Source organism: Vreelandella titanicae, assembly GCF_014697095.1.
Taxonomy (GTDB): domain Bacteria; phylum Pseudomonadota; class Gammaproteobacteria; order Pseudomonadales; family Halomonadaceae; genus Vreelandella; species Vreelandella titanicae.
In genome coordinates this window covers 4,673,456-4,693,387 of record NZ_CP059082.1, presented here as the reverse complement: position 1 = coordinate 4,693,387, position 19,932 = coordinate 4,673,456, and the positions used below count along the sequence as shown (strand labels likewise).

The window sequence follows — 19,932 nt, the reverse complement described above, 5'->3', positions numbered from 1 at the left end:
GCGACGATAGGTAGCGTAAGCTAGCCGTTATGTTGGCCTAAAGGCCTATTGTCCTTCGTTTTTTGGCCGTTTAATGGCCTAGGCAGTCGAGGTGATGGATGCACTACGTTGCGATTGAAGAGAGTCGGCAAGATCTTTTGAAGCAGCTCCAGGAGCGGCTATACGCGCGGTTAGACCCCGCTCGCGCCGCCACTGTGGACGCTTTTGCTCGGCACTTTTATGCCACCGTGCCGGTGGAAGACCTAGTGGATCGTCGCCTGGACGATCTGTATGGCGCAACGCTGTCGGTCTGGCAGTTTTTGCAGCATCACGACCCGCAAAGTCCCAAGGTAAGAGTATTTAACCCTGATTTTGAAGAGCACGGCTGGCAGTCGACGCATACTTTTGTCGCCGTTCTCCATGAAGATATGCCGTTTTTGGTCGACTCGGTACGTATCGAGCTCAACCGCCGCGGCTTGACGGTGCACGCCATTCAAAACGCCGTGCTGGCGGTCGCCCGTGATGAGCGCCATCAGTTGCAGGCGCTGGCCTCGCCCAGGGCAGAAAACGCGCCAGAAGCGCGCGAGTCGCTAATTGTCATCGAAGTAGACCGGCACACCGACGTAGCGTTGCTTGAGAAAATCGAAAGCAACCTAAATGACGTGCTTCGCGATGTACGTACCGCTGTGGGCGATTTCGACGCCATGTGTTCGCAAATCACCGCCTCGATTCAAGAACTCGAGAAAAACTGCCCGCCGCAGATCGATCCTGACGACCACGAAGAGGCGATTGCCTTTTTAGAGTGGATGCTCAAAGATAACTTTACTTTCCTGGGCTACGACGAGTACCTGCTGGAAGGCAGCGAGTTAAAGCGCGACGCAGATAGCGTGCTGGGCGTCTTCCGCCTGGATCAGCCGCGCTACTGCGAGCGTATTCGCACCGAAGAGGGGGTGGATGAGCACAATGATTATGTGCTGGTGCCGCAGCTACTATCGTTTGCCAAAAGCGCCCATCACTCTCGGGTGCACCGTCCTACCTACCCTGACTACATTACCGTTGATCGCTACGACGACGACGGCAATGTAATTGGTGAGCGGCGCTTCTTTGGTTTGTTTACCTCTACGGTGTATAACGAATCGCCACGCAATATCCCGCTGCTGCGCCGTAAGCTAAAAGCGGTGATGGATATTGCCGGATTCAATCCCCAGGGTCACAACGGCAAGCAATTGCTCCAGGTGCTGGAAGTTTACCCCCGGGATGATCTTTTTCAGATCGATACCGAGTCACTGGCCAGCACTGCGCTGGGCATCCTCAATATTCGCGAGCGCCGCCAGGTGCGGCTGTTTATCCGCGCCGATATCAGCGGCAAGTTCTACTCTTGCCTGGTGTTTGTCCCCCGGGACGTGTTCTCCACGGATCTGCGTCAGCGGATTCAAAACGTGTTGTGCGACGAGTTAGACGCCCACTTTGGCGACTTCAATACCTATTTATCTGAGTCGGTGCTGGCGCGTATTCAATTGATTTTACGCTTTAATGGCGACGCGCCCAGCGACTATGACCTCAAGCGTTTGGAAAGCAAAGTGTCACGGCTGGCGCGCAGCTGGCGTGACGAGCTGCAGAACGCCATGATCGAAGGCTTCGGTGAAGAGCGCGCCAACAACCTGATGGATCGGTTCCGCGAGGCGTTCTCGGCCAGCTACCGTGAAGACTTCTCTGCGCGCACCGCGGTGTTTGATGTTCAGCACCTGCTGACACTGGATAGCGAGAACGACCTCTCGCTGTCGCTCTATCGGCCACTAGAAGAACAGGGTGGTGGCGTTAACCTGAAACTGTTCCACCGTGAATCGCAGATTCCGCTCTCTGACGTGCTGCCGATGATGGAAAACCTTGGCCTGCGCGTAATTGGTGAACGCCCCTACGATATTAACGCCCCTGAACAGCGCTACTGGATTCACGATTTTGAGCTTGAGCACAGCGGTGCGGATGTCAGCCTGGGCGATATGCGTGATGTATTCACGGAAGCCTTCAAGCGCATCTGGACCGGCGAGGCCGATAACGATGCGTTTAACCGCCTGATTATCGGCGCTGGGCTGGATTGGCGCGAAGTGGCCATGCTGCGCGGCTACGCCCGCTACCTCAAACAGATCCGCTTCGGCATGTCCCAGGATTACATCGCTGCTACGCTGGCCAACTATCCTGCCATTACCCGTGAGTTAGTTGAATTATTCCGCCTGCGTTTTGATCCTGAGCAGCAGAGCCACGCCACCGACGAGTGCATCGCGAGCTTAAATGAGCGCTTGGAAGGAGTTGCCAGCCTTAACGATGACCAGCTACTGCGCCGCTTTATGGAGCTGATCCTCGCCACCCTACGCACCAACTACTACCAACTGGCTGAGGGTGGGCGCTTTAAAGATTACATCGCCTATAAGTTGGAGCCTTCCAAGGTTACCGGCATGCCCAAGCCGCGACCAATGTTTGAAATTTTTGTCTGCTCGCCGCGGGTGGAAGGTGTTCACCTGCGTGGCGGCAAAGTGGCCCGCGGTGGCCTGCGCTGGTCGGATCGCTTTGAAGATTACCGTACCGAAGTGTTGGGGCTGGTGAAAGCGCAGCAGGTTAAGAACGCCGTTATCGTACCGGTTGGTGCTAAAGGCGGTTTTGTCTGTAAACGCATGCCGGAAAATGCCAGTCGCGATGTCGCCCAGAAAGAGGGCATTGCCTGTTACCAAATCTTTATCCGTGCGCTGCTGGATGTCACTGATAACCTGGTGGGCGGCGATGTTGTGCCGCCGGAAAATGTTGTCCGCCACGATGAGAACGACGCTTATCTCGTGGTAGCTGCCGACAAAGGCACCGCTACCTTCTCAGATATCGCCAACGAAATTTCCATTGAGTATGGCCACTGGCTGGGTGATGCCTTTGCCTCTGGCGGTGCTAACGGCTACGACCACAAGAAAATGGGCATCACCGCTCGCGGTGCCTGGGAATCAGTTAAGCGCCACTTCAAAAATCTGGATCTCGACACCCAGCGCGACCTGTTTAGCGTGGTGGGAATCGGCGATATGGCCGGAGATGTCTTCGGCAACGGCATGCTGCTTTCCGACAAGATCCAACTGGTGGGTGCCTTCAACCACCTGCATATCTTTGTAGACCCCAACCCGGACGCCGAGGCGTCCTTTGCCGAGCGCAAGCGGTTGTTTGCACTGCCACGCTCCAGCTGGGAAGACTACAGCCAGGAACTGATCTCTGCTGGGGGCGGCATCTTTAGCCGTAGCGCCAAGTCGATTAGCATCACGCCGGAGATGCAGCAGGTATTTGGTATCAAGGAAGAGCGCCTGTCGCCTAATGAACTGATCCGCGCCATGCTCAAATCCAAGGTGGACTTGATCTGGAACGGCGGTATCGGTACCTACGTGAAGGGTTCCGACGAAACCGATGCCGATGTGGGCGATAAAGCCAACGACACCCTGCGCATCAACGGCAATGACCTGAATTGCCGTGTGGTCGGCGAGGGCGGTAATCTCGGCTTGACCCAGCGCGGACGAATGGAAGCCGCCGCCAAAGGCGTGCGCGTTTACACTGACTTTATTGACAACGCCGGTGGGGTGAACTGCTCCGACCACGAGGTCAATATCAAGATTTTGATCGATGAAGTGGTCAAGCGCGGCGACATGACCGAGAAACAGCGCAATCAGCTGTTGGCGGAAATGACCAATGAGGTGGCGGATCTGGTGATCCTGGATAATTACCGCCAAAGTCAGGCGCTGGATCTATCGGCTACCCTTTCCGACCAGTCAATGGGCCCTTACCGCCGTTTTATCAGCGAGCTGGAGGCTGCCGGACAGATTGACCGCGAGCTGGAATTCCTGCCTACCGATGATGTGCTCAAAGAGCGGGCCAGCAACAATCAAGGGATGCGCCTGCCGGAGCTGTCGGTACTGATCTCCTACGCCAAGAGCACCCTGAAAGGCGACTTGATCACCTCTGACGTACCGGACGATCAATATATTCACCGCCACCTGGAGCGGCTGTTCCCATCAGTGCTGGTCGAGCGCTTTAAAGACGAAATGTACGAGCACCGTCTGAAGCGTGAAATCGTTGCGACACAGGTCGCCAACGACTTGGTCGATCATATGGGGGTCGTCTTTGTACGCCGCCTGATGGACTCCACTGGAGCGGGACGTGCCGATATTGCGCGAGCCTACATCGTGGCCCGTGATAGCTTTAACTTGCCCAGTCTATGGGCGCAAATTGAAGCCCTCGATAATCAGGTGCCCAACCGCATTCAGTACTCGATGATGCTTGACCTGATGCGCTTGATCCGCCGTGCCACGCGCTGGTTTGTGCGTCAGCACTTAGGGCTTTCGACACAAGATACCATTGAGTACTTCGCTCCTCGCTTGGCGCAGTTGCAGGAAGGTATTGGTGAGCTACTCAGTGGTGAAGAGCTTGGCGGCTGGAACTCGCGTCGTGACGAGTTGTTGGAGGCGGGTGTGCCAGATGCACTGGCATCCAGCGTGGCGGCGTCATCAAGCCTTTATGCGGGGCTGGGTATTATCCAGGCGGCGCGCCTGACCAATGAAAAACCCCAGCGGGTGGCGGAAGTGCTGTACGAAATTGGCAGCCGCCTGGAGCTACCGTGGATGATTCAGCAGGTAACCCAGCTGGAAGTGCGCGACGCCTGGCAGGCTCAGGCTCGTGAGACTTTCCGCGACGACATTGAGCGTCAGCAGCTGGCACTGACCACCAGCGTGTTGAAGCTCGACGCCGGCAGCCGCGATACCCAAGAGCGGGTTGCGCAGTGGTTGGATCAGCACGCCGATCTGCATCGCCGCTGGTGCCGCCTTATTGAAGAGGTGCGCGGTGGCAGTGAAGGAGGCTTTGCGCTCTTCGCCGTGGCGGTACGCGAGCTGGTAGATCTTGCCGAGAGCGATAGCGAAGCGTAGACGTACCCTAATCCACTTAAAAAAGCGCGCCCTGGTTCTCCACCAGGGCGCGCTTTATTGCGTTATACTGATGCCCGTTTTCAGCCTCCGCTTCAAGAGATCCGCTATGTACAACCTCGCTCGCTCGCTGTTTTTTCGCGTTGACCCAGAGACCTCTCACGGGATGGCCTTGAGCGCTCTGGATGCACTGCATCGGGTGGGTGGGGTAGCACGCCTGTTTGGTCAGCAGGTGAATGATCCTATCGAGCTGATGGGGCTGCGATTTGCCAATCGGGTGGGTCTTGCCGCTGGGTTGGACAAGAACGCCGACCACCTGGATGCCCTTGGCGCGTTGGGGTTTGGGTTTGTCGAAGTGGGTACCGTCACGCCTAAGCCGCAGCCAGGCAATCCTAAGCCTCGGCTATTTCGCTTAGCGCAGCATGAGGCGATCATCAACCGCTTTGGCTTTAACAACAAAGGGGTTGAGCACCTGATCCAGCAGGTCAAACAGCGCCACTACGGCGGCATTGTGGGCATTAATATTGGTAAAAACCTGACGACGTCAGTAGAACACGCGCTGGATGACTACTTGGTATGCTTAGACGCGGTGCACTCTTATGCGGATTACATTGCCGTTAACGTCTCTTCACCGAATACCCCTGGGCTGCGCAGCCTACAGTTCGGCGAACAGCTGGATGCGCTGTTGGGGCCGATTCGAGCACGAGCCTCAGAGCTCAATGACCAAACGGGCCGCAACGTACCATTGCTGATTAAGATAGCCCCGGATATGAGCGCTGAAGAAGTAGCCTTGATGGCAGAAAGTATTCAGCGCAATGCACTTGATGGCGTGATTGCCACCAATACAACGGTTTCCCGCGCGGGGGTAGAGGGTGACTCACAAGCGGAGGAGGCTGGAGGGCTCTCTGGGAAACCGGTCTTCGAGGCATCCAATCGCGTCATTCGCCAACTGCGTGAGCATCTACCATCGTTACCTATCATAGGTGTCGGTGGGATCGATAGTGCTGCTGCTGCTCAGGCCAAAATCGCGGCGGGAGCTGATTTAGTGCAACTCTACTCGGGGTTGATCTATCAAGGTCCTAAACTGGTCGGTGAATGCGCGAGGGCACTGAAAGCTAAAGGTTGAGCGCGAAGATGATTAGCGAAGCAGTGTGGGCATAAAGGCGCACTAAAAAGCCCACTTGAAAAAGTGGGCTCATTGAAAACCTCTCGCTTAAAATCTTTCTATTAAAACCTTGAAAAATAAAACGTTAGGCCATGACTAAGGGATTTTTGTGGATGCCCGAGATGCCGGTCATCCCATCCCACTGGTCGCCGCGACCTTCACGCCAACCGCTCATCCAGTATTCGCGTAAATTGATATCTTGACTGGGACAGTCGTCACGAGAACGACCCGATACACCCGCTTTGTAGCCGTGGACATAAGCCCGCTGGAAGCGATCACGTTTTTGCCGTTTCATTGGCTAACCTCTTTTCACGAAAGCCTTTGATAAGAAATAGGGTGTTATCGACTTATGTTATCAACAACAACCACTATTCCGAGAGCTTGCTTCAAGAGCGAGACGCCGCTTCAGCCCTGTTGTTTGGCACTCACGGGCGGAACGAGCCGAGCGGCAATCTCTTACAAAGAACACTTATACGCCATAGGTCTGGTCTTGAACCGACCCTGACAAGAAACGCATGCGTTTTTCAGTAGCTACTCTCTTATTGTTAGACCATGATGGGGTCATCTGTCGACTACCAAATTGTCATAAAACGTAAACTCATTTGCTATATACAGGAATATTGCGCCTTTACGCGCCGTTATTATCATGACCGAGTTGAATCAAAACGCCCCCTTGAGTCTGCTAGCCACTTGCCCGAAAGGCATTGAAGGCTTGCTTCACGATGAACTAGTGGCATTGGGCGCCACGCCGGGTAAAACCACTGTGGCGGGCGTCTATTTCACTGCCAGCCAAGCGATCGCTTATCGTGTCTGCCTGTGGTCTCGGTTAGCTAACCGGGTCATTTTGACCCTGGTACGCGAATCGATGATCGATACCGCTGAGCAAGTGCGCGATGTGGTTGCCCGTATTGCCTGGACGCAGCACCTAGCGCCGGGTAACACCTTGGCAGTCGATTTTCACGGCCGCAGCGAACATATTCGCCACACCCGTTTTGGTGCCCAGACCGTTAAGGACGGCGTAGTTGATGCCCTTCAACTGGCAGGGCAGGAACGTCCCAACGTTGATACTAAAACCCCACATTTGCGCATATACGCCCACCTCCACCGGATGAACCTGACTATTGGGTTGGATCTCTCTGGTGAAAGCCTGCACCGTCGCGGTTATCGCCGGGATGTGGGCCATGCGCCGCTAAAAGAGAATCTGGCCGCCGCGCTGCTGGTGCGCGCAGGCTGGCCTGAGCGCCTCAAAGTCGGTGAACCGCTGATTGATCCGCTTTGTGGTGCAGGCACGCTACTGATCGAAGCCGCCATGATGGCCGCTGATCAAGCACCTAACCTGAACCGCGAGCGGTTCGGCTTTCACGGCTGGGCAGGGCACGATGACGAAGCGTGGCGGGAACAGAAGCGTGAAGCCGAAGCGCGCGCGTCGATTGGTCGCAAGCGCTGCAAAGCCCAGCTATTAGGTTTCGACCAGAGTCCCGCGGCGCTTACGGCGGCGAAGTCCAATGCTATGCGGGCAGGCATCCCAGCCTTGATTACCCTGCATGGGCAGAGCCTTGCCCAGTTGACGCGTCCCGAAACACTGACTGCTGAGAGCGGCCTGCTGATCACCAATCCCCCTTACGGCGAGCGGCTGGGCGAGCTGCCCGAACTGGTGCGTCTCTATGCCCAGCTAGGTGATAAAGCCAAAGCGCTGTTTCCCGGCTGGACCCTGGCGGTGTTTACCGGCAACCCGGATTTAGGCCACCGGCTGGGTATGCGTGCGCACAAACAGTACGCACTCAAAAACGGGCCCCTGGAGGCCAAGCTGCTGCTTATGGAGATTGGTGGCACCGAGCATCCGCCTGCCGCGAGTGATACAAAGCCCGTTCAGAACGAGAACAGTGCAGTAGCGACGCCTAGTGAAGAGGCTAGCGAAGAGCAAGCTGTTCACAAAAACCAAGACAATGCCCAGATGTTTGCCAATCGGCTGATCAAAAATCAGAAGCGCTTGAAGAAATGGCTGAAGCAGAGTGGTGAGACCAGCTATCGTGTGTATGATGCCGATATGCCCGAGTATGCACTAGCGGTAGATCGCTACGGTGACCGCGTGCACGTGCAAGAGTACGCGGCGCCCAGTTCGATCAATCCGGCTCAAGCGCAGAAGCGTTTGTACGATGCCTTGGAAGTCATGCCCGAGGCGCTTAACGTTGACGCCAGTAAAATCTATATCAAGCGCCGCGAGCGCCAAACCGGCAGCGCCCAGTATCAGAAGCGTGCCGCTAGTGGCGAGCGTTTTGAGGTGCAAGAGGGCAAGGCACGGCTCTGGATCAATCTGCGCGACTACCTGGATACCGGGTTATTCCTTGACCACCGCCCGGTACGTCGGATGCTGGGCGAAATGGCCAGCGGCAAGCGCTTTTTAAACCTGTTCTGTTACACCGCCACAGCAACGGTGCAGGCCGCCTTAGGCGGCGCCAGCGACAGTGTGAGCGTGGATATGTCCAACACCTACCTGGAGTGGGCCAAGGACAACTTTGCGCTGAATAAGCTCGATACACGACTGCACCGAGTGGTGCGCGACGACTGTTTCCGCTGGCTGGAAACCGCCAATGCTGAGTTTGACCTGATCTTTATGGATCCGCCGACGTTCTCTAACTCGAAGAAAATGCGTGATACCCTCGACGTGCAGCGTGATCATCCGCGGCTTGTGGAGCTCGCCATGGCGCGCTTGGCACCCGGTGGAACCTTGGTGTTTTCTAATAACCAGCGGCGCTTTAAACTCGATGAAGCGCTTAGCGAGCATTACGCTGTTGAGGATATCACCGGGCGTAGCTTCGACCCCGATTTCCAGCGGCGCACCAACCTGCACCACGTGTTTTTACTTCGTCATAAGGCGTCATAAGAGAGCTTTTGCATGATTCAGCTATCGCTTTACACAACGATGGGCTGCCACCTATGCAGCCAGTTAGAGGCTTTGGTGGCGGCACTAGCGAATCAAAAGGTGTGGCTGCACCACATCGAGATTAGCGACGACGACGCCCTGGTTGAGCGCTACGGCGTGCGGATACCGGTGCTGGTGGATGGTGACGGCAATGAGCTGGATCGTGGCTTTGAGCTGGAGCGATTAAGTGCATGGTTGCGCGAGCGCGGCTGGCTGGATGAAGACGCGCTGGCGGGGTTCACAGCACCGCCAGACACTACGCCGCCTAAAGGCGCCCATAAGCGTCATGGGCGGCGTTTCTTAGGTTAACAAGTGCGTGGTTAACAAGTGCATGGCTGGGTTCGAGTGGTTTACATCACGTCCAGTAGCGATAGTTGACGCATGGCTTCTTGGCCTTCGGGGGTATGGTCGGCCACTTCCAGCACCTTGCGAAAGCCTCGTGAGGACTGGATAGTGGTCTCGTCCTCTAGCCACATATGGGCTTGATCCAGCGTATCGGCTAGCTGATGTTTCAGACCGCCAAACTGAGTGCCGATTTGGCCCCAGGCGCGGCTGAAAATCCAGTCACCAAACATATCCTGGTGAATATGAACCAACACATAGTCATGGTTGGTTTCCCAGCGTACGATCACAACACTCTCCTTACTTAGCCTTTAAAAGATAGCCTTTAAACACGCCTGCCCATCAAGCCGTCGCGGGCGTATTGTAAAGCCCGGATACCAAAACGCCTATGAAACTTGTCGTCGACGCCAATATCCCCGCTGCCGAACGCTGTTTCGGCCATTTCGGTAAGCTCATCCGCGTGCCAGGGCGGGAGATAAACGCCGCCCACCTTCAGGACGCCGATGCGCTCATCGTGCGCTCCATTACCCAGGTCAACGATAAGCTGCTTGCCGATAGCCCCGTGCGCTTTGTTGGTACTTGCACCATCGGCACCGATCATATCGATCAGGCAGCGCTCGCTCAGCGCGATATTGCCTTCGCCAGTGCGCCAGGCTGCAACGCTGAAGCGGTGGTTGATTACGTACTAAGCGGCCTGCTAACGCTGGCGGAACGCGATGGCTGGGTACTTAGCGAGCGTACCGTGGGTATTGTGGGGGCGGGCAATGTCGGCAGCCGGCTGCAGGCGCGGCTAACCGCCATGGGCGTGGCAACGCTGGCCTGTGACCCGCCCAAGGCAGCTGTAGAGAGGGCAGAAGAGGAGCCTGAGCAAGGCTTTCACTCCTTGGGCGCCCTGATCGAGCGCTGTGACGTGCTCTGCCTGCATACACCACTAACCCGTGAAGGCCCGCACGCGACTTATCAGCTACTCAACGCCCAGCGTATCGATGAGCTGGCGCCAGGTAGCGTAGTGCTGAATGCGGGGCGTGGGGACTGTGTGGATGGTTTAGCGCTGCGTAGTCGTCTTGCGGGCAAGGGCGATATCAGTGCCATACTGGATGTGTGGGAGGAAGAGCCCGATATTGACGCTGGCTTGCGTGATTTGGTCTCTCTGGCAACGCCGCATATTGCCGGGCATAGCCTGGATGGCAAGCTGCGCGGCACCTGGATGATTGAGCAGGCGCTAGCCCGCTCCTGCGGGCAGCCAAGCGGTCTCACGTTTGCTGATATTTGCCCGCCGCCCGCGCTGGCGTCTCTGCAGTTACAGCACGCACTGCCTCCTGAAGACGCTCTAAGGCTCTGTATGAGAGCGGTATATGACGTGCGTCGTGACCACGATGCTCTCCAGCGCCAAACCCTGAATCATGGAATGCGTAAAGGCTTTGATGACTGCCGCACCAACTACCCGCTGCGGCGTGAATTCGCCACGCTCAATGTGCAGCTATCAGGGGAGGCGGTAGCGCTAGAGGGCATGCTGCGTGGGGCAGGGTTTGTAGTAACACTAGCTAAGTAGTGAAAAAAGTAGTGAAAAACAGTAAGGCCCGCAGATGCGGGCCTTAAATGTATAAACCGCAGAGAAAACTTACTGACGATAAGCGGCTTCTTTTAACGCCCGGATGCGCTCATCCAGCGGTGGGTGGCTGGCAAATAGCTTTTCCACCAGCGAGCGTGTTTGGCCTTTGGTGATCGCCATGGCGCGCAGCGTATCCGGCATTTGGTCGGGCAGTTCGGTTTCGGTTTTCAAGCGTGCCAGGGCGCTGACCATCGCGTTGGTGCCCGCTAAGCGCGCACCGGCTTCGTCGGCGCGGTATTCGCGGTAGCGCGAGAACCAGGCGACGATAGCCGAGGCCAGAATACCAAACACAATTTCAGCGACCATGACCACCGCAAAGTAGCCCATAAAGCCCAGGCCGCCTTCGCCATCGCTGCGGCTGCGCAGGAAGTTATCGACTAGATGCGCCACGACCCGGGCAAAGAACATCACAAAGGTGTTCACCACGCCCTGAATCAGCGCCAGTGTTACCATATCACCGTTAGCGACGTGACCAATTTCGTGAGCCAGTACTGCACGCACCTCTTCTGGACGCATGCGATTCATTAGGCCTGCCGAGACGGCTACCAGCGCGTCGTCTTTGTTCCAACCCGTGGCAAAGGCGTTTGACTGCTGAGCCGGGAAAATACCCACTTCCGGGGTTTTGATACCCGCCTCTCGGGAGAGCTCAGCCACTGTGTCCAACAGCCACTGTTCGGTAGAGTTGGAGGGCGTTTCGATAATCACCGTGCCGGTGCTGCGTTTAGCCATCCATTTGGAGATAAACAGCGAGATGATGGACCCCGCCATGCCAAATACAAAGCAGAAAATCAGCAGACTGGTGAAGTTGATGCCCTGGCCGCGCAGGTAACCCTCTACGCCTAGCAGGCGCAGGGTGATACTGGCGACCAGCAAGACCGCTATATTGGTGCCTAAAAACAGCAGAATTCGCATCATGGTGCAGGTTCTCCCCTAAAGTTCATCGAAGCATTACTAGATTAATGGCTTAGATACGTGCTGTTCATGGCAGTTTCAAGTCATGGCTACAAAAGCTACTGCCGATAGCGTGACAAGAAGTTGGCAAAACGGTCGAGTGCATCGCCTAATTGGTCGGCCCAGGGCAGCGTTACGATGCGCACATGATCCGGCTCTGGCCAGTTAAAAGCCGTGCCTTGTACCAGTAAGATTTTTTCCTGTAGTAGCAGATCCAGCACCATCTGCTGGTCGTCTTTGATATTGAAGACCTTGGGGTCGAGCCGTGGAAAGGCGTACAGCGCGCCTTTAGGTTTCACGCAGGAAACGCCGGGGATCGCGTTCAGCTTCTCCACCGTGATGTCTCGCTGGGCCAGCAGCCGCCCGCCGGGCAGGATTAAATCATTGATCGACTGGTAGCCCCCCAGCGCGGTTTGAATCGCGTGCTGGGCGGGTACGTTGGCACACAGTCGCATGGAGGCCAGCATATTCAGCCCCTGAATATAGTCCTGAGCGTTTAGCTTGGCCAAGGTGCCGGAGATAGTCATCCAGCCCGAGCGAAAGCCTGCACAGCGATAGCTTTTGGAGAGACCGTTCATGGTGATGACCAGTTGGTCATCGTCCGCTAGTGCGCCCGTGGCAGTATGTTCGACGCCGTCATAAAGGATCTTGTCGTAGATTTCGTCTGAGAACACCACCAGGTTGTGCTGTTTGGCGATCGCCAATACCTCTTTCACCACGGCGGGTGGATACACCGCGCCGGTGGGGTTGTTGGGGTTGATCAGCACAATGGCACGTGTGTGGCTGGTGATCTTGGCGCGAATATCCGCTGTGTCAGGCGTCCAGTCCGCCTGCTCGTCGCATAGGTAGTGCACCGCGTGACCACCGGAAAGGTGGGCGGCGGCGGTCCAGAGCGGGTAGTCCGGCGCGGGAATGAGTACTTCATCGCCGTCGTTGAGCAGCGCCTGCATGGTCATCACGATCAGCTCAGAGACGCCGTTGCCGATGAAGATATCTTCGATACCTACGCCGGGAATCTGTTTGCGCTGGCACTCCTGCATAATCGCTTTACGGGCAGAGTAGAGGCCTTTGGAGTCGCAGTAGCCCTGGGCCGTGGGCAGGTTGCGCATCACATCCTGGAGAATCTCTTCCGGCGCCTCAAAACCAAAGGGCGCAGGGTTGCCAATGTTTAGCTTGAGAATTCGTTGACCTTCCTCTTCCAAGCGCTTGGCGTGGTCGAGTACCGGGCCGCGAATGTCGTAGCAGACATTGTGCAGCTTATGAGATTTCTTTAACGGTTGTGATTCGTGCGACTGCGGGGTATCCATGAGGTGTCTGTCCAAAAGTAGCTAGAGGCCCAAAAGTGTCCAAAAAGCATGAGTGACTAAAAACAGCGTCCACAAGCCATCGTCGGCTATAGAGCTATTAGGCCATTATGCGTCGGAAAGTGCTTGATTGTCTTCGTCGTTTTGCACGGGCGGCGGAGGAATGTCTGCCGGGGTTTCAAGCGTTAGCCTGCCCAGCTTGCCATCACGCAGTTCGTGAAGCAGCACTTCCGCGCCGCGGTGCAGATCAACGGCGCCGCCGGGACGCAGGCCGCCTCGGCGGGCAGCGATATCTTTTAAGATGGCGTTACCGTCGAAGCCAGCAATAGCGAGAAAGTCGGGCTTTTTCGGGCCATCCGCATCAATGTCATGGGGGGTATCCGGCGCGGTGTAAGAGGGCAGCTCTTTGAGCTTATAACGCTCGGTGAGCGCTTCGGGGTAGCGTTTGGCCAGCTCTGCGCTGGTAACAATGGCTACATCGGCGTACTCGATAGCGGTATCGCGAATGGCGCCGGTGGCGGCAAGCCGATAGGCGCTGGCCTGGTCCTCAATCTTCGGCCACAGCACTCCTGGGGTGTCGGTGAGTGCCACACGCCCATCGATACGCACCTTTTGCTGGCGCTTGGTGACTGCTGGCTCGTTGCCGGTTTTAGCGATTTTTCGCCCGGCCAGGCCGTTAATCAGCGTGGATTTTCCCACGTTGGGAATACCCATCACCATCACGCGCACATCTCGGTCAGCACGAACGGCACCGGCCAGCTCATGGCACAGCTTGGGAATTTTCTTTAGCTCGCGGGTGTTGGTCGTCGTGACTGCCAAGGCACGCATATTCTCTTGGGCATCGAAATAAGCCACCCATTCGGCCGTTCGCTCCGGGTCAGCGAGATCTGCTCGGGAGAGAATTTTCAGCACCGGCTTATGGCGGGTTAGCTCGGCCAGCATTGGGTTGGCGCTGGAGTAGGGCAGACGCGCATCGAGTACCTCGATGACTACGTCAATTTCAGGCAGCACCTCCTTAATCTGGCGGCGGGCCTTGTTCATATGTCCGGGGAACCAGCCGAGCATGGGTTTCTCCTGCAAGTACAAAATAGCGGCACAAAAAAGCGGGCTGCCATTCTAGCAGATGGCGCCCGCCTTGCTGGGTTTCCTTGAGAGGATTTATCAGCGATTACTCGTCGGGGTGAAATTCCAACGACACTGAGTTAATGCAGTAGCGCAACCCAGTAGTCTCCGGTGGGCCGTCGGGGAACACATGGCCCAGATGAGCATCGCAGTGGGAACAAACTACCTCCGTGCGCTGCATGCCGTGAGTGGTATCCGTATGCTCCTCAACGCAGCGGCTACCCAGTGGCCGATCAAAGCTTGGCCAACCGCAGCCAGCATCGAATTTGTGCTCATTCTCAAACAGCGGCGCATGACAGCAGACGCAGTGGTAAATACCCTGCGCATCACGCACCTGATAATCGCCAGTGAATGGGCGTTCTGTGCCTTTCTCACGTGCTACGCGGTACTGCTCTGGGGTTAGCTGCTGTTGCCACTCGTCAGGGGATTTTTCTATTTTCGCCATGCTCTGTTCCTCTCCCTTATGCATTGCGCTTACATCGCTGAGGCCAAGTGTTGTTTGGACTCACTAGCCTAGTGACACCACTTGATCATCATGAGTTTCAGCATGGGCGATTATACATCGCTGTGCCAGTGTAAGCGCTATACGCTAGCCGCGCCGCCGTTACTGCGCGGGTCGTGGGCGCTCTCTATCAACCCATCCGGATGGTGCACAATCCCGCCTGCATGGCCCATGGTGTCACTGAATGCCTCGGGCAGCACTTCCACATCGTGGCCTGCCGTTGCCAGGGCGGTGACTAGGGTGTCGTCAAAACGCGCTTCGAGTTTCAAGTTAGTGCTGGTTTCGCCCCAGGTGCGCCCCAGCAGCCAGCGGGGGGCCGTAATCGCCTGCTGCAGCGGCATGCCATGCAGCGCGTAGCGCGAAAATACCGCTGCCTGGGTTTGCGGCTGGCCTTCACCGCCCATGGTGCCGTAAACCATGGTACGGCCATCGTTAAACTTGGCAAGCGCCGGGTTAAGAGTGTGGAAAGGTTTACGTCCAGGGGATAAGCCGCGCAGGTCGTCGGGATTAAGCGAGAAGCTGATGCCGCGGTTTTGCCATAGCACGCCGCTTTCTGGCAGCACCACGCCACTACCAAACTCCCAGTAGATGCTCTGAATAAAGCTCACCGAACGTCCTTCGCTATCCACGGTGCCCATCCAAATGGTATCGCCTGGCGCTGGTTCGTGGGGCCAGGGTAGGGCGTGCTGCGGGTCGATCTGAGCCGCTTCTAAGCCAATGTTCTCTTCACTGAGCAAATCTTGCAGCGGTGTTGGCGCACGGCCGGGGTCAGTGATGTTTTGGTCGCGCAGGATAAAGGCGCGTTTGGTGGCTTCAATCAGGCCATGCAGGTGGCCAAAACCATTGGGCTCGGCGGCTTTTAGGCGCTCGTAGATACCTAAAATCATTAACGAGGCCATGCCTTGGGTCGGCGCAGGCAGGTTATAGAGCGTGGCATCCTGAAGCGTTACTTCCAGCGGTGTGACCCGTTGGGCGCGATAAGCATGAAAGTCTGCCAGGCGCAGCGGACTGCCGACGGCCTCTAAATCCCGCGCCATACTGGCGGCCAGCTCGCCGCGGTAGAAGTCATCTAATCCTGCTTCTGCCAAACGCTTGAGTGTGGCGGCCAAACGTGGCTGGCGCAGCCGTTCGCCTTCACGGGGTACCTGGCCGTTAAGCAGCAGGGCGTCACTAAAGCCCGGGCTTTGGGTTAAACGCTCAAGGTGTTTAGCGGTAAGCGCTCCCTGGCTCTGGGAGACCGCAATACCCGTCTCGGCATGATGAATGGCGTCGGCCAGTAGCGTGGTGAGGGGAAGTGGCTTGCCCCACTGTGAAGCGACGCTTAGCGCTTCATGCCAGCCGCCAATGGTACCGGCCATGGTGAGGGCGGCTTTGGGGCCGCGCTCGGGAATCTGCGTTTCACCGGCGTAGAAGTCTGCGCTGGCAAGCCCCGCCGCAGGGCCGCAGGCGTCAATGGCGATGGGCGCTTTGCCCGGCTCATGAATGAGCCAGAAGCCATCGCCACCCAGGGCGTTCATATGCGGGTAGACCACCGCAATGGCCGCAGCGGCAGCGACCATGGCTTCCACCGCATTCCCACCCTGTTTAAGCACATCGCGCCCGGCGCTTGCGGCGAGGTGGTGAGGGGCGACACAGCTACCGCCGTAACTACGTTGGGTGTGGAGCATCTTAGAATCCTTGTTATTAAGTAAATAGTTATTAAATAAATAGTTGTTAAATAAATACTAAAGCAGTTCGTTACCAGCCAATGGCTGCGGGCAACCAGGTGGCAATGCTGGGAAAGATAAATACCAGCGCGACGGCGACGAACTGTAAACCGATAAACGGTAGGGCGCCTTTATAAATATCCAGCGTCGAGACTTCTTTCGGCGCTACACCCTTGAGGAAAAACAGCGACCAGCCAAAGGGTGGGGTAAGAAACGACGTTTGTAGCACCAGCCCCACCAGAATGCCCAGCCACACCATATCGACGCCCATCTGCACAAAGAAGGGTAAAAATAACGGTAGGGCAATATAGCTGATCTCAATCCACTCCAGGAAGAAACCCAGCACAAACATCAGCAGCAGCATGAATAGCATCGCGCCTAATTCGCCGCCGGGCACCCAGTCGAACATACGGGCAACCAAATGCTCGCCGCCCAATCCGCGAAATGCCAGGCCAAATACCTGGGCGCTGATCAAAATAAAGAACACCATGGCCGAGATCACCAGCGTGGCCTTGGCAACTTCTTTGAGTAGCGCAAAGGTTAACCGCCCCGAGCAGGCTACAATTAGCAATGCTCCTAGCGCACCCATTGAGGCTGCTTCAGTAGGCGCGGCAATGCCGCCAATTATCGACCCTAATACCGCAAACACCAACCCCACTGGCGGGCCCACCACGGTAATCACCTTGCGTATCAGCTGACCCCGGCCCATTTCTGCTCGCTCCTCGGCAGGAATAGGCGGCATTAAGTCGGGGTAGAGCTTGGCGATCACCAGAATGGCAATAATATAGACCGCCGCCAGGGTTAGTCCCGGCACCATGGCGGCGGCGAACATCGTACCGACCGATTCGCCCAGAATTTCCGCGAGCAGAATCAGCACCAGGCTGGGCGGAATAATCTGCCCCAAGGTGCCGGATGCGCAGATCATTCCGGTGGCCAGGGTTTTAGGGTAGCCGCGGCGTAGCAGCGTCGGTAGCGTGAGCAGGCCAAGGGTAACGATAGTGGCGCCCACAATGCCCGTGGCGGCACCTAACAGCACGCCCACGATGATGATCGCCACACCCATGCCCCCCGAAAGGCCGCCGAACAGGTGGCCGATGACATCGATCAACTCCTCTGCCAGCTTCGACTTCTCCAGCATCACCCCCATAAACACAAATAGCGGTATGGCCATAAAGGTGTAATTGGTCACTACGCCGTAAATACGTGATGGCAGCAGATTAAACAGCATTGGCCCAAAGCCAACGTAGCCAAAGAAAAAGGCCGTCGCCGCGATACTGATGCCTACCGGAATACCTATCAGCAGAAACACGAAAAAAGCCACGATCATGCCGATCGCGAGCCATTCATTGGGAGACATGCGTTATTCACCTCGTGTGGGTAGGGCGAAAGCCTGACGCAACGCGTGGGCCAGCCCTTGCAGCGCGAGAAGGACAAAGCCGAATGGAATGAGCGACTTGAGCAGCCAGCGTAGAGGCAGGCCACCGGGGTTGGGCGACGCCTCACCGCGGGCGAACGACTGGGCGATCCAGGGCAGCGTCAGCCAGGCGATATACAGCCCCATCACCAGCAGCAAGAGTCCGCCGATCACTTCAATCACCCGTTGCAGGCCTACAGGGAAGCGCTCGTAGAAAACATCTACGCGCACCTGCTCGCCCATCAATAGCAAATACGACATGCCAAACAGTGCAATAGGTGAGATCAAGTGCCACTGCAGTTCCTGCAGCCATATCGCGCCAATGCTGAACACATAGCGCATCAATACGTCGCCAGCGACGAGCCCGACTAAAACCACGCAGGTCCAGGCGGCGATCCAGCCAAATAGCCGAACCACCGCCTCAACTCCGTGAACAAAAAATGCCACGGCGCGCATATCAGACTCCGATAATATCGTTTAACCAGGCACGCTCACTGGCGCCTGCCCAGCGGTCATGGTTGGCTTTAAAGGCCATGTAGTTATCGTGCACTTTGCGCACCAGCGGGTCAGCGTTGGCCTCTGTCGCCAGGGTATCTTGAGTGGCTTCGCGCAGCGCATCGATAACGGGGGTAGGTAGCATGCTGGCAGTGACGCCTTCGTTCTCCACTAGATCTGTCATGGCCTCGCCATTGACCGCTTCAGACCAGGTCACACTCTCTAAGCAGGCGGCCATACAGGCGGTTTTGACAATCATCTGCAGATCTTCTGGCAGACTATCCCAGTGGGTTTTCGAGATAAGCAGTTCGCCCGTGGTCGAGGGTTCGTGCCAGCCTGTAGTGTGGTAGAACTTGGCGGCGTTATGCAGGCCCATGCGACGGTCTTGGAAGGGGCCTACGAATTCAGCTGCATCAATCACGCCACGCTCCAGCGCGGGGAAGATTTCACCACCGGGCAGTACACGGGCATCCACGCCAAGCGAAGAGTAAACCTGGCCCGCCAAGCCAGGAACGCGCATGCGCAGCCCGTTGAGCTGGCTAATATCCTCGATCGGTTCGCGGAACCAGCCGGTCATTTGCACGCCGGTATTGTTCAGCGGGAAGGCGACCATGCCGTAGGGCTCATACACTTCGTGCCAAAGCTCCAAGCCGCCGCCGTGGTAAAGCCACGCCATATGGCCCATAAAGCTCATACCAAATGGAACGGTAGTGAAGTACTGAGCGGCAAAGGTGGTGCCTGACCAGAAGTAGCTATTGGCGGCATTCATTTCGATGGTGCCGCTTTGAACTGCTTCAAAGCCTTCAAAAGCTGGAATTAGCTCGCCGGATGAAAAATGCTGAATATTGAGTCGCCCGCCGGACATGGCGTTGATTTTGGCGATCACGTCAGTGGGGCTGCCTGGGCCTTCCACGTAAAAGGGCGAGCCGGGCGGGTAGGCATTGGTCATACGCCAGTTGAAGCTCTCGGCGGACTGCGCACGGGCGATAGACGGGGCGCCCAAGACAAGGCCTGCCGTGGAGGAGACGGCAGCTGTGGTGAGAAACTTGCGACGGGATAAGGACATAGCACACCTCATTTATGATGGAATTGGTCAGCCAGGGAACACAATGAAGTAGCAAGGGGTGTGCCATAAAAATCGATTTTATTTTAAATAAAAGATTTTTAAGGGTTTTGTCGGTCACTGCTGAAAAGACTAAATATAAGAAAAATAACCGTTTGCACCGTTATGACGCCGAATGAGTGTCCAGGGCACCCTCGGTGTGCATACTGGCTTCGCAAAAATTGGACGTAGAGGTAGGTAATTGAAAGCGTGTCAGTTAGTTTGGTGAAGGCAGGGTGCTTGACAGCTCAATAAGGTCTGAGTAACATACGCGCCACCTCGACGAGGCAATGCAACGTCCCATTCGTCTAGTGGTCTAGGACACCGCCCTTTCACGGCGGTAACAGGGGTTCGAACCCCCTATGGGACGCCACT

General features: G+C 56.5%; 15 protein-coding genes and 1 tRNA gene. 6 read left to right on the top strand and 10 right to left on the bottom strand.

From position 1 onward, the window contains the following. Positions 1-98: 98 nt before the first annotated feature. Positions 99-4,922, top strand: coding sequence for an NAD-glutamate dehydrogenase (locus HZS52_RS21665; RefSeq protein ID WP_159176437.1), 4,824 nt, complete (start codon positions 99-101; stop codon positions 4,920-4,922). Positions 4,923-5,028: 106 nt separating this feature from the next. Then, positions 5,029-6,045 carry a quinone-dependent dihydroorotate dehydrogenase gene (locus HZS52_RS21660; RefSeq protein WP_022520416.1) on the top strand — a complete coding sequence of 339 codons (1,017 nt, stop codon included), beginning with the start codon at positions 5,029-5,031 and terminating at the stop codon, positions 6,043-6,045. A gap of 124 nt (positions 6,046-6,169) precedes the next feature. On the opposite strand, the gene rmf is transcribed toward HZS52_RS21660, so the two are convergent. Beyond that, positions 6,170-6,379 (bottom strand): ribosome modulation factor, encoded by a 210-nt coding sequence (gene rmf / locus HZS52_RS21655; protein WP_007111057.1) that lies wholly within the window; start codon positions 6,377-6,379, stop codon positions 6,170-6,172. Positions 6,380-6,730: 351 nt separating this feature from the next. Here rmf and rlmKL point away from each other — a divergent pair, with 351 nt between their 5' ends. Both rlmKL and HZS52_RS21645 read left to right on the top strand, forming a co-directional pair. Then, positions 6,731-8,968, top strand: coding sequence for a bifunctional 23S rRNA (guanine(2069)-N(7))-methyltransferase RlmK/23S rRNA (guanine(2445)-N(2))-methyltransferase RlmL (gene rlmKL / locus HZS52_RS21650; RefSeq protein ID WP_190373670.1), 2,238 nt, complete (start codon positions 6,731-6,733; stop codon positions 8,966-8,968). Positions 8,969-8,980: 12 nt separating this feature from the next. Then, the gene (locus HZS52_RS21645) at positions 8,981-9,316 is read left to right on the top strand and encodes a glutaredoxin family protein (protein WP_190373669.1); all 336 of its coding nucleotides are present in this window, start codon (positions 8,981-8,983) and stop codon (positions 9,314-9,316) included. 41 nt (positions 9,317-9,357) lie between these two features. On the opposite strand, the gene HZS52_RS21640 is transcribed toward HZS52_RS21645, so the two are convergent. Then, a complete protein-coding gene (locus tag HZS52_RS21640) occupies positions 9,358-9,639 on the bottom strand; it encodes a hypothetical protein (protein WP_022520413.1) in 282 nt (93 codons plus the stop codon). Positions 9,640-9,737: 98 nt separating this feature from the next. Here HZS52_RS21640 and pdxB point away from each other — a divergent pair, with 98 nt between their 5' ends. Beyond that, positions 9,738-10,901: a 4-phosphoerythronate dehydrogenase PdxB gene (pdxB, locus tag HZS52_RS21635; RefSeq protein ID WP_190373668.1), complete on the top strand. Its 1,164-nt coding sequence runs from the start codon at positions 9,738-9,740 to the stop codon at positions 10,899-10,901. A 69-nt stretch (positions 10,902-10,970) separates the two neighbouring features. Here pdxB and htpX read toward each other — a convergent pair whose 3' ends face one another. From htpX to HZS52_RS21595, 8 genes are all read right to left on the bottom strand, one after another. Beyond that, positions 10,971-11,876, bottom strand: a complete 906-nt coding sequence (htpX, locus tag HZS52_RS21630) for a protease HtpX (protein ID WP_190373667.1) — start codon at positions 11,874-11,876, stop codon at positions 10,971-10,973. A gap of 95 nt (positions 11,877-11,971) precedes the next feature. Then, positions 11,972-13,219 carry a pyridoxal phosphate-dependent aminotransferase gene (locus HZS52_RS21625; protein ID WP_022520410.1) on the bottom strand — a complete coding sequence of 416 codons (1,248 nt, stop codon included), beginning with the start codon at positions 13,217-13,219 and terminating at the stop codon, positions 11,972-11,974. Between the two features lie 105 nt (positions 13,220-13,324). Further along, the gene (ylqF, locus tag HZS52_RS21620; RefSeq protein ID WP_190373666.1) at positions 13,325-14,281 is read right to left on the bottom strand and encodes a ribosome biogenesis GTPase YlqF; all 957 of its coding nucleotides are present in this window, start codon (positions 14,279-14,281) and stop codon (positions 13,325-13,327) included. 103 nt (positions 14,282-14,384) lie between these two features. Beyond that, positions 14,385-14,783 (bottom strand): peptide-methionine (R)-S-oxide reductase MsrB, encoded by a 399-nt coding sequence (msrB, locus tag HZS52_RS21615; RefSeq protein ID WP_022520408.1) that lies wholly within the window; start codon positions 14,781-14,783, stop codon positions 14,385-14,387. Between the two features lie 137 nt (positions 14,784-14,920). Further along, a complete protein-coding gene (locus HZS52_RS21610) occupies positions 14,921-16,507 on the bottom strand; it encodes a gamma-glutamyltransferase family protein (protein ID WP_190373665.1) in 1,587 nt (528 codons plus the stop codon). A gap of 70 nt (positions 16,508-16,577) precedes the next feature. After that, on the bottom strand, positions 16,578-17,903 hold the full coding sequence (locus HZS52_RS21605) for a TRAP transporter large permease (RefSeq protein ID WP_159176443.1): 1,326 nt from the start codon (positions 17,901-17,903) through the stop codon (positions 16,578-16,580). Positions 17,904-17,906: 3 nt separating this feature from the next. Further along, the gene (locus HZS52_RS21600) at positions 17,907-18,416 is read right to left on the bottom strand and encodes a TRAP transporter small permease subunit (RefSeq protein WP_141439634.1); all 510 of its coding nucleotides are present in this window, start codon (positions 18,414-18,416) and stop codon (positions 17,907-17,909) included. A 1-nt stretch (position 18,417) separates the two neighbouring features. Further along, positions 18,418-19,521 carry a TRAP transporter substrate-binding protein gene (locus tag HZS52_RS21595; protein ID WP_039860147.1) on the bottom strand — a complete coding sequence of 368 codons (1,104 nt, stop codon included), beginning with the start codon at positions 19,519-19,521 and terminating at the stop codon, positions 18,418-18,420. A 333-nt stretch (positions 19,522-19,854) separates the two neighbouring features. Here HZS52_RS21595 and HZS52_RS21590 point away from each other — a divergent pair. Then, positions 19,855-19,930, top strand: a tRNA-Glu gene (locus HZS52_RS21590). The last annotated feature ends 2 nt before the right edge of the window (positions 19,931-19,932 follow it).

What these genes read in the sequence shown, in the direction of transcription:
- HZS52_RS21600 (WP_141439634.1), bottom strand. Translation starts at nt 18,416, where the DNA reads ATGCGCGCCGTGGCATTTTTTGTTCACGGAGTTGAGGCGGTGGTTCGG.
- rlmKL (WP_190373670.1), top strand. Translation starts at nt 6,731, where the DNA reads ATGACCGAGTTGAATCAAAACGCCCCCTTGAGTCTGCTAGCCACTTGC.
- HZS52_RS21625 (WP_022520410.1), bottom strand. Translation starts at nt 13,219, where the DNA reads ATGGATACCCCGCAGTCGCACGAATCACAACCGTTAAAGAAATCTCAT.
- msrB (WP_022520408.1), bottom strand. Translation starts at nt 14,783, where the DNA reads ATGGCGAAAATAGAAAAATCCCCTGACGAGTGGCAACAGCAGCTAACC.
- rmf (WP_007111057.1), bottom strand. Translation starts at nt 6,379, where the DNA reads ATGAAACGGCAAAAACGTGATCGCTTCCAGCGGGCTTATGTCCACGGC.
- ylqF (WP_190373666.1), bottom strand. Translation starts at nt 14,281, where the DNA reads ATGCTCGGCTGGTTCCCCGGACATATGAACAAGGCCCGCCGCCAGATT.
- HZS52_RS21595 (WP_039860147.1), bottom strand. Translation starts at nt 19,521, where the DNA reads ATGTCCTTATCCCGTCGCAAGTTTCTCACCACAGCTGCCGTCTCCTCC.
- HZS52_RS21660 (WP_022520416.1), top strand. Translation starts at nt 5,029, where the DNA reads ATGTACAACCTCGCTCGCTCGCTGTTTTTTCGCGTTGACCCAGAGACC.
- HZS52_RS21605 (WP_159176443.1), bottom strand. Translation starts at nt 17,903, where the DNA reads ATGTCTCCCAATGAATGGCTCGCGATCGGCATGATCGTGGCTTTTTTC.
- pdxB (WP_190373668.1), top strand. Translation starts at nt 9,738, where the DNA reads ATGAAACTTGTCGTCGACGCCAATATCCCCGCTGCCGAACGCTGTTTC.
- HZS52_RS21610 (WP_190373665.1), bottom strand. Translation starts at nt 16,507, where the DNA reads ATGCTCCACACCCAACGTAGTTACGGCGGTAGCTGTGTCGCCCCTCAC.
- HZS52_RS21645 (WP_190373669.1), top strand. Translation starts at nt 8,981, where the DNA reads ATGATTCAGCTATCGCTTTACACAACGATGGGCTGCCACCTATGCAGC.
- HZS52_RS21665 (WP_159176437.1), top strand. Translation starts at nt 99, where the DNA reads ATGCACTACGTTGCGATTGAAGAGAGTCGGCAAGATCTTTTGAAGCAG.
- htpX (WP_190373667.1), bottom strand. Translation starts at nt 11,876, where the DNA reads ATGATGCGAATTCTGCTGTTTTTAGGCACCAATATAGCGGTCTTGCTG.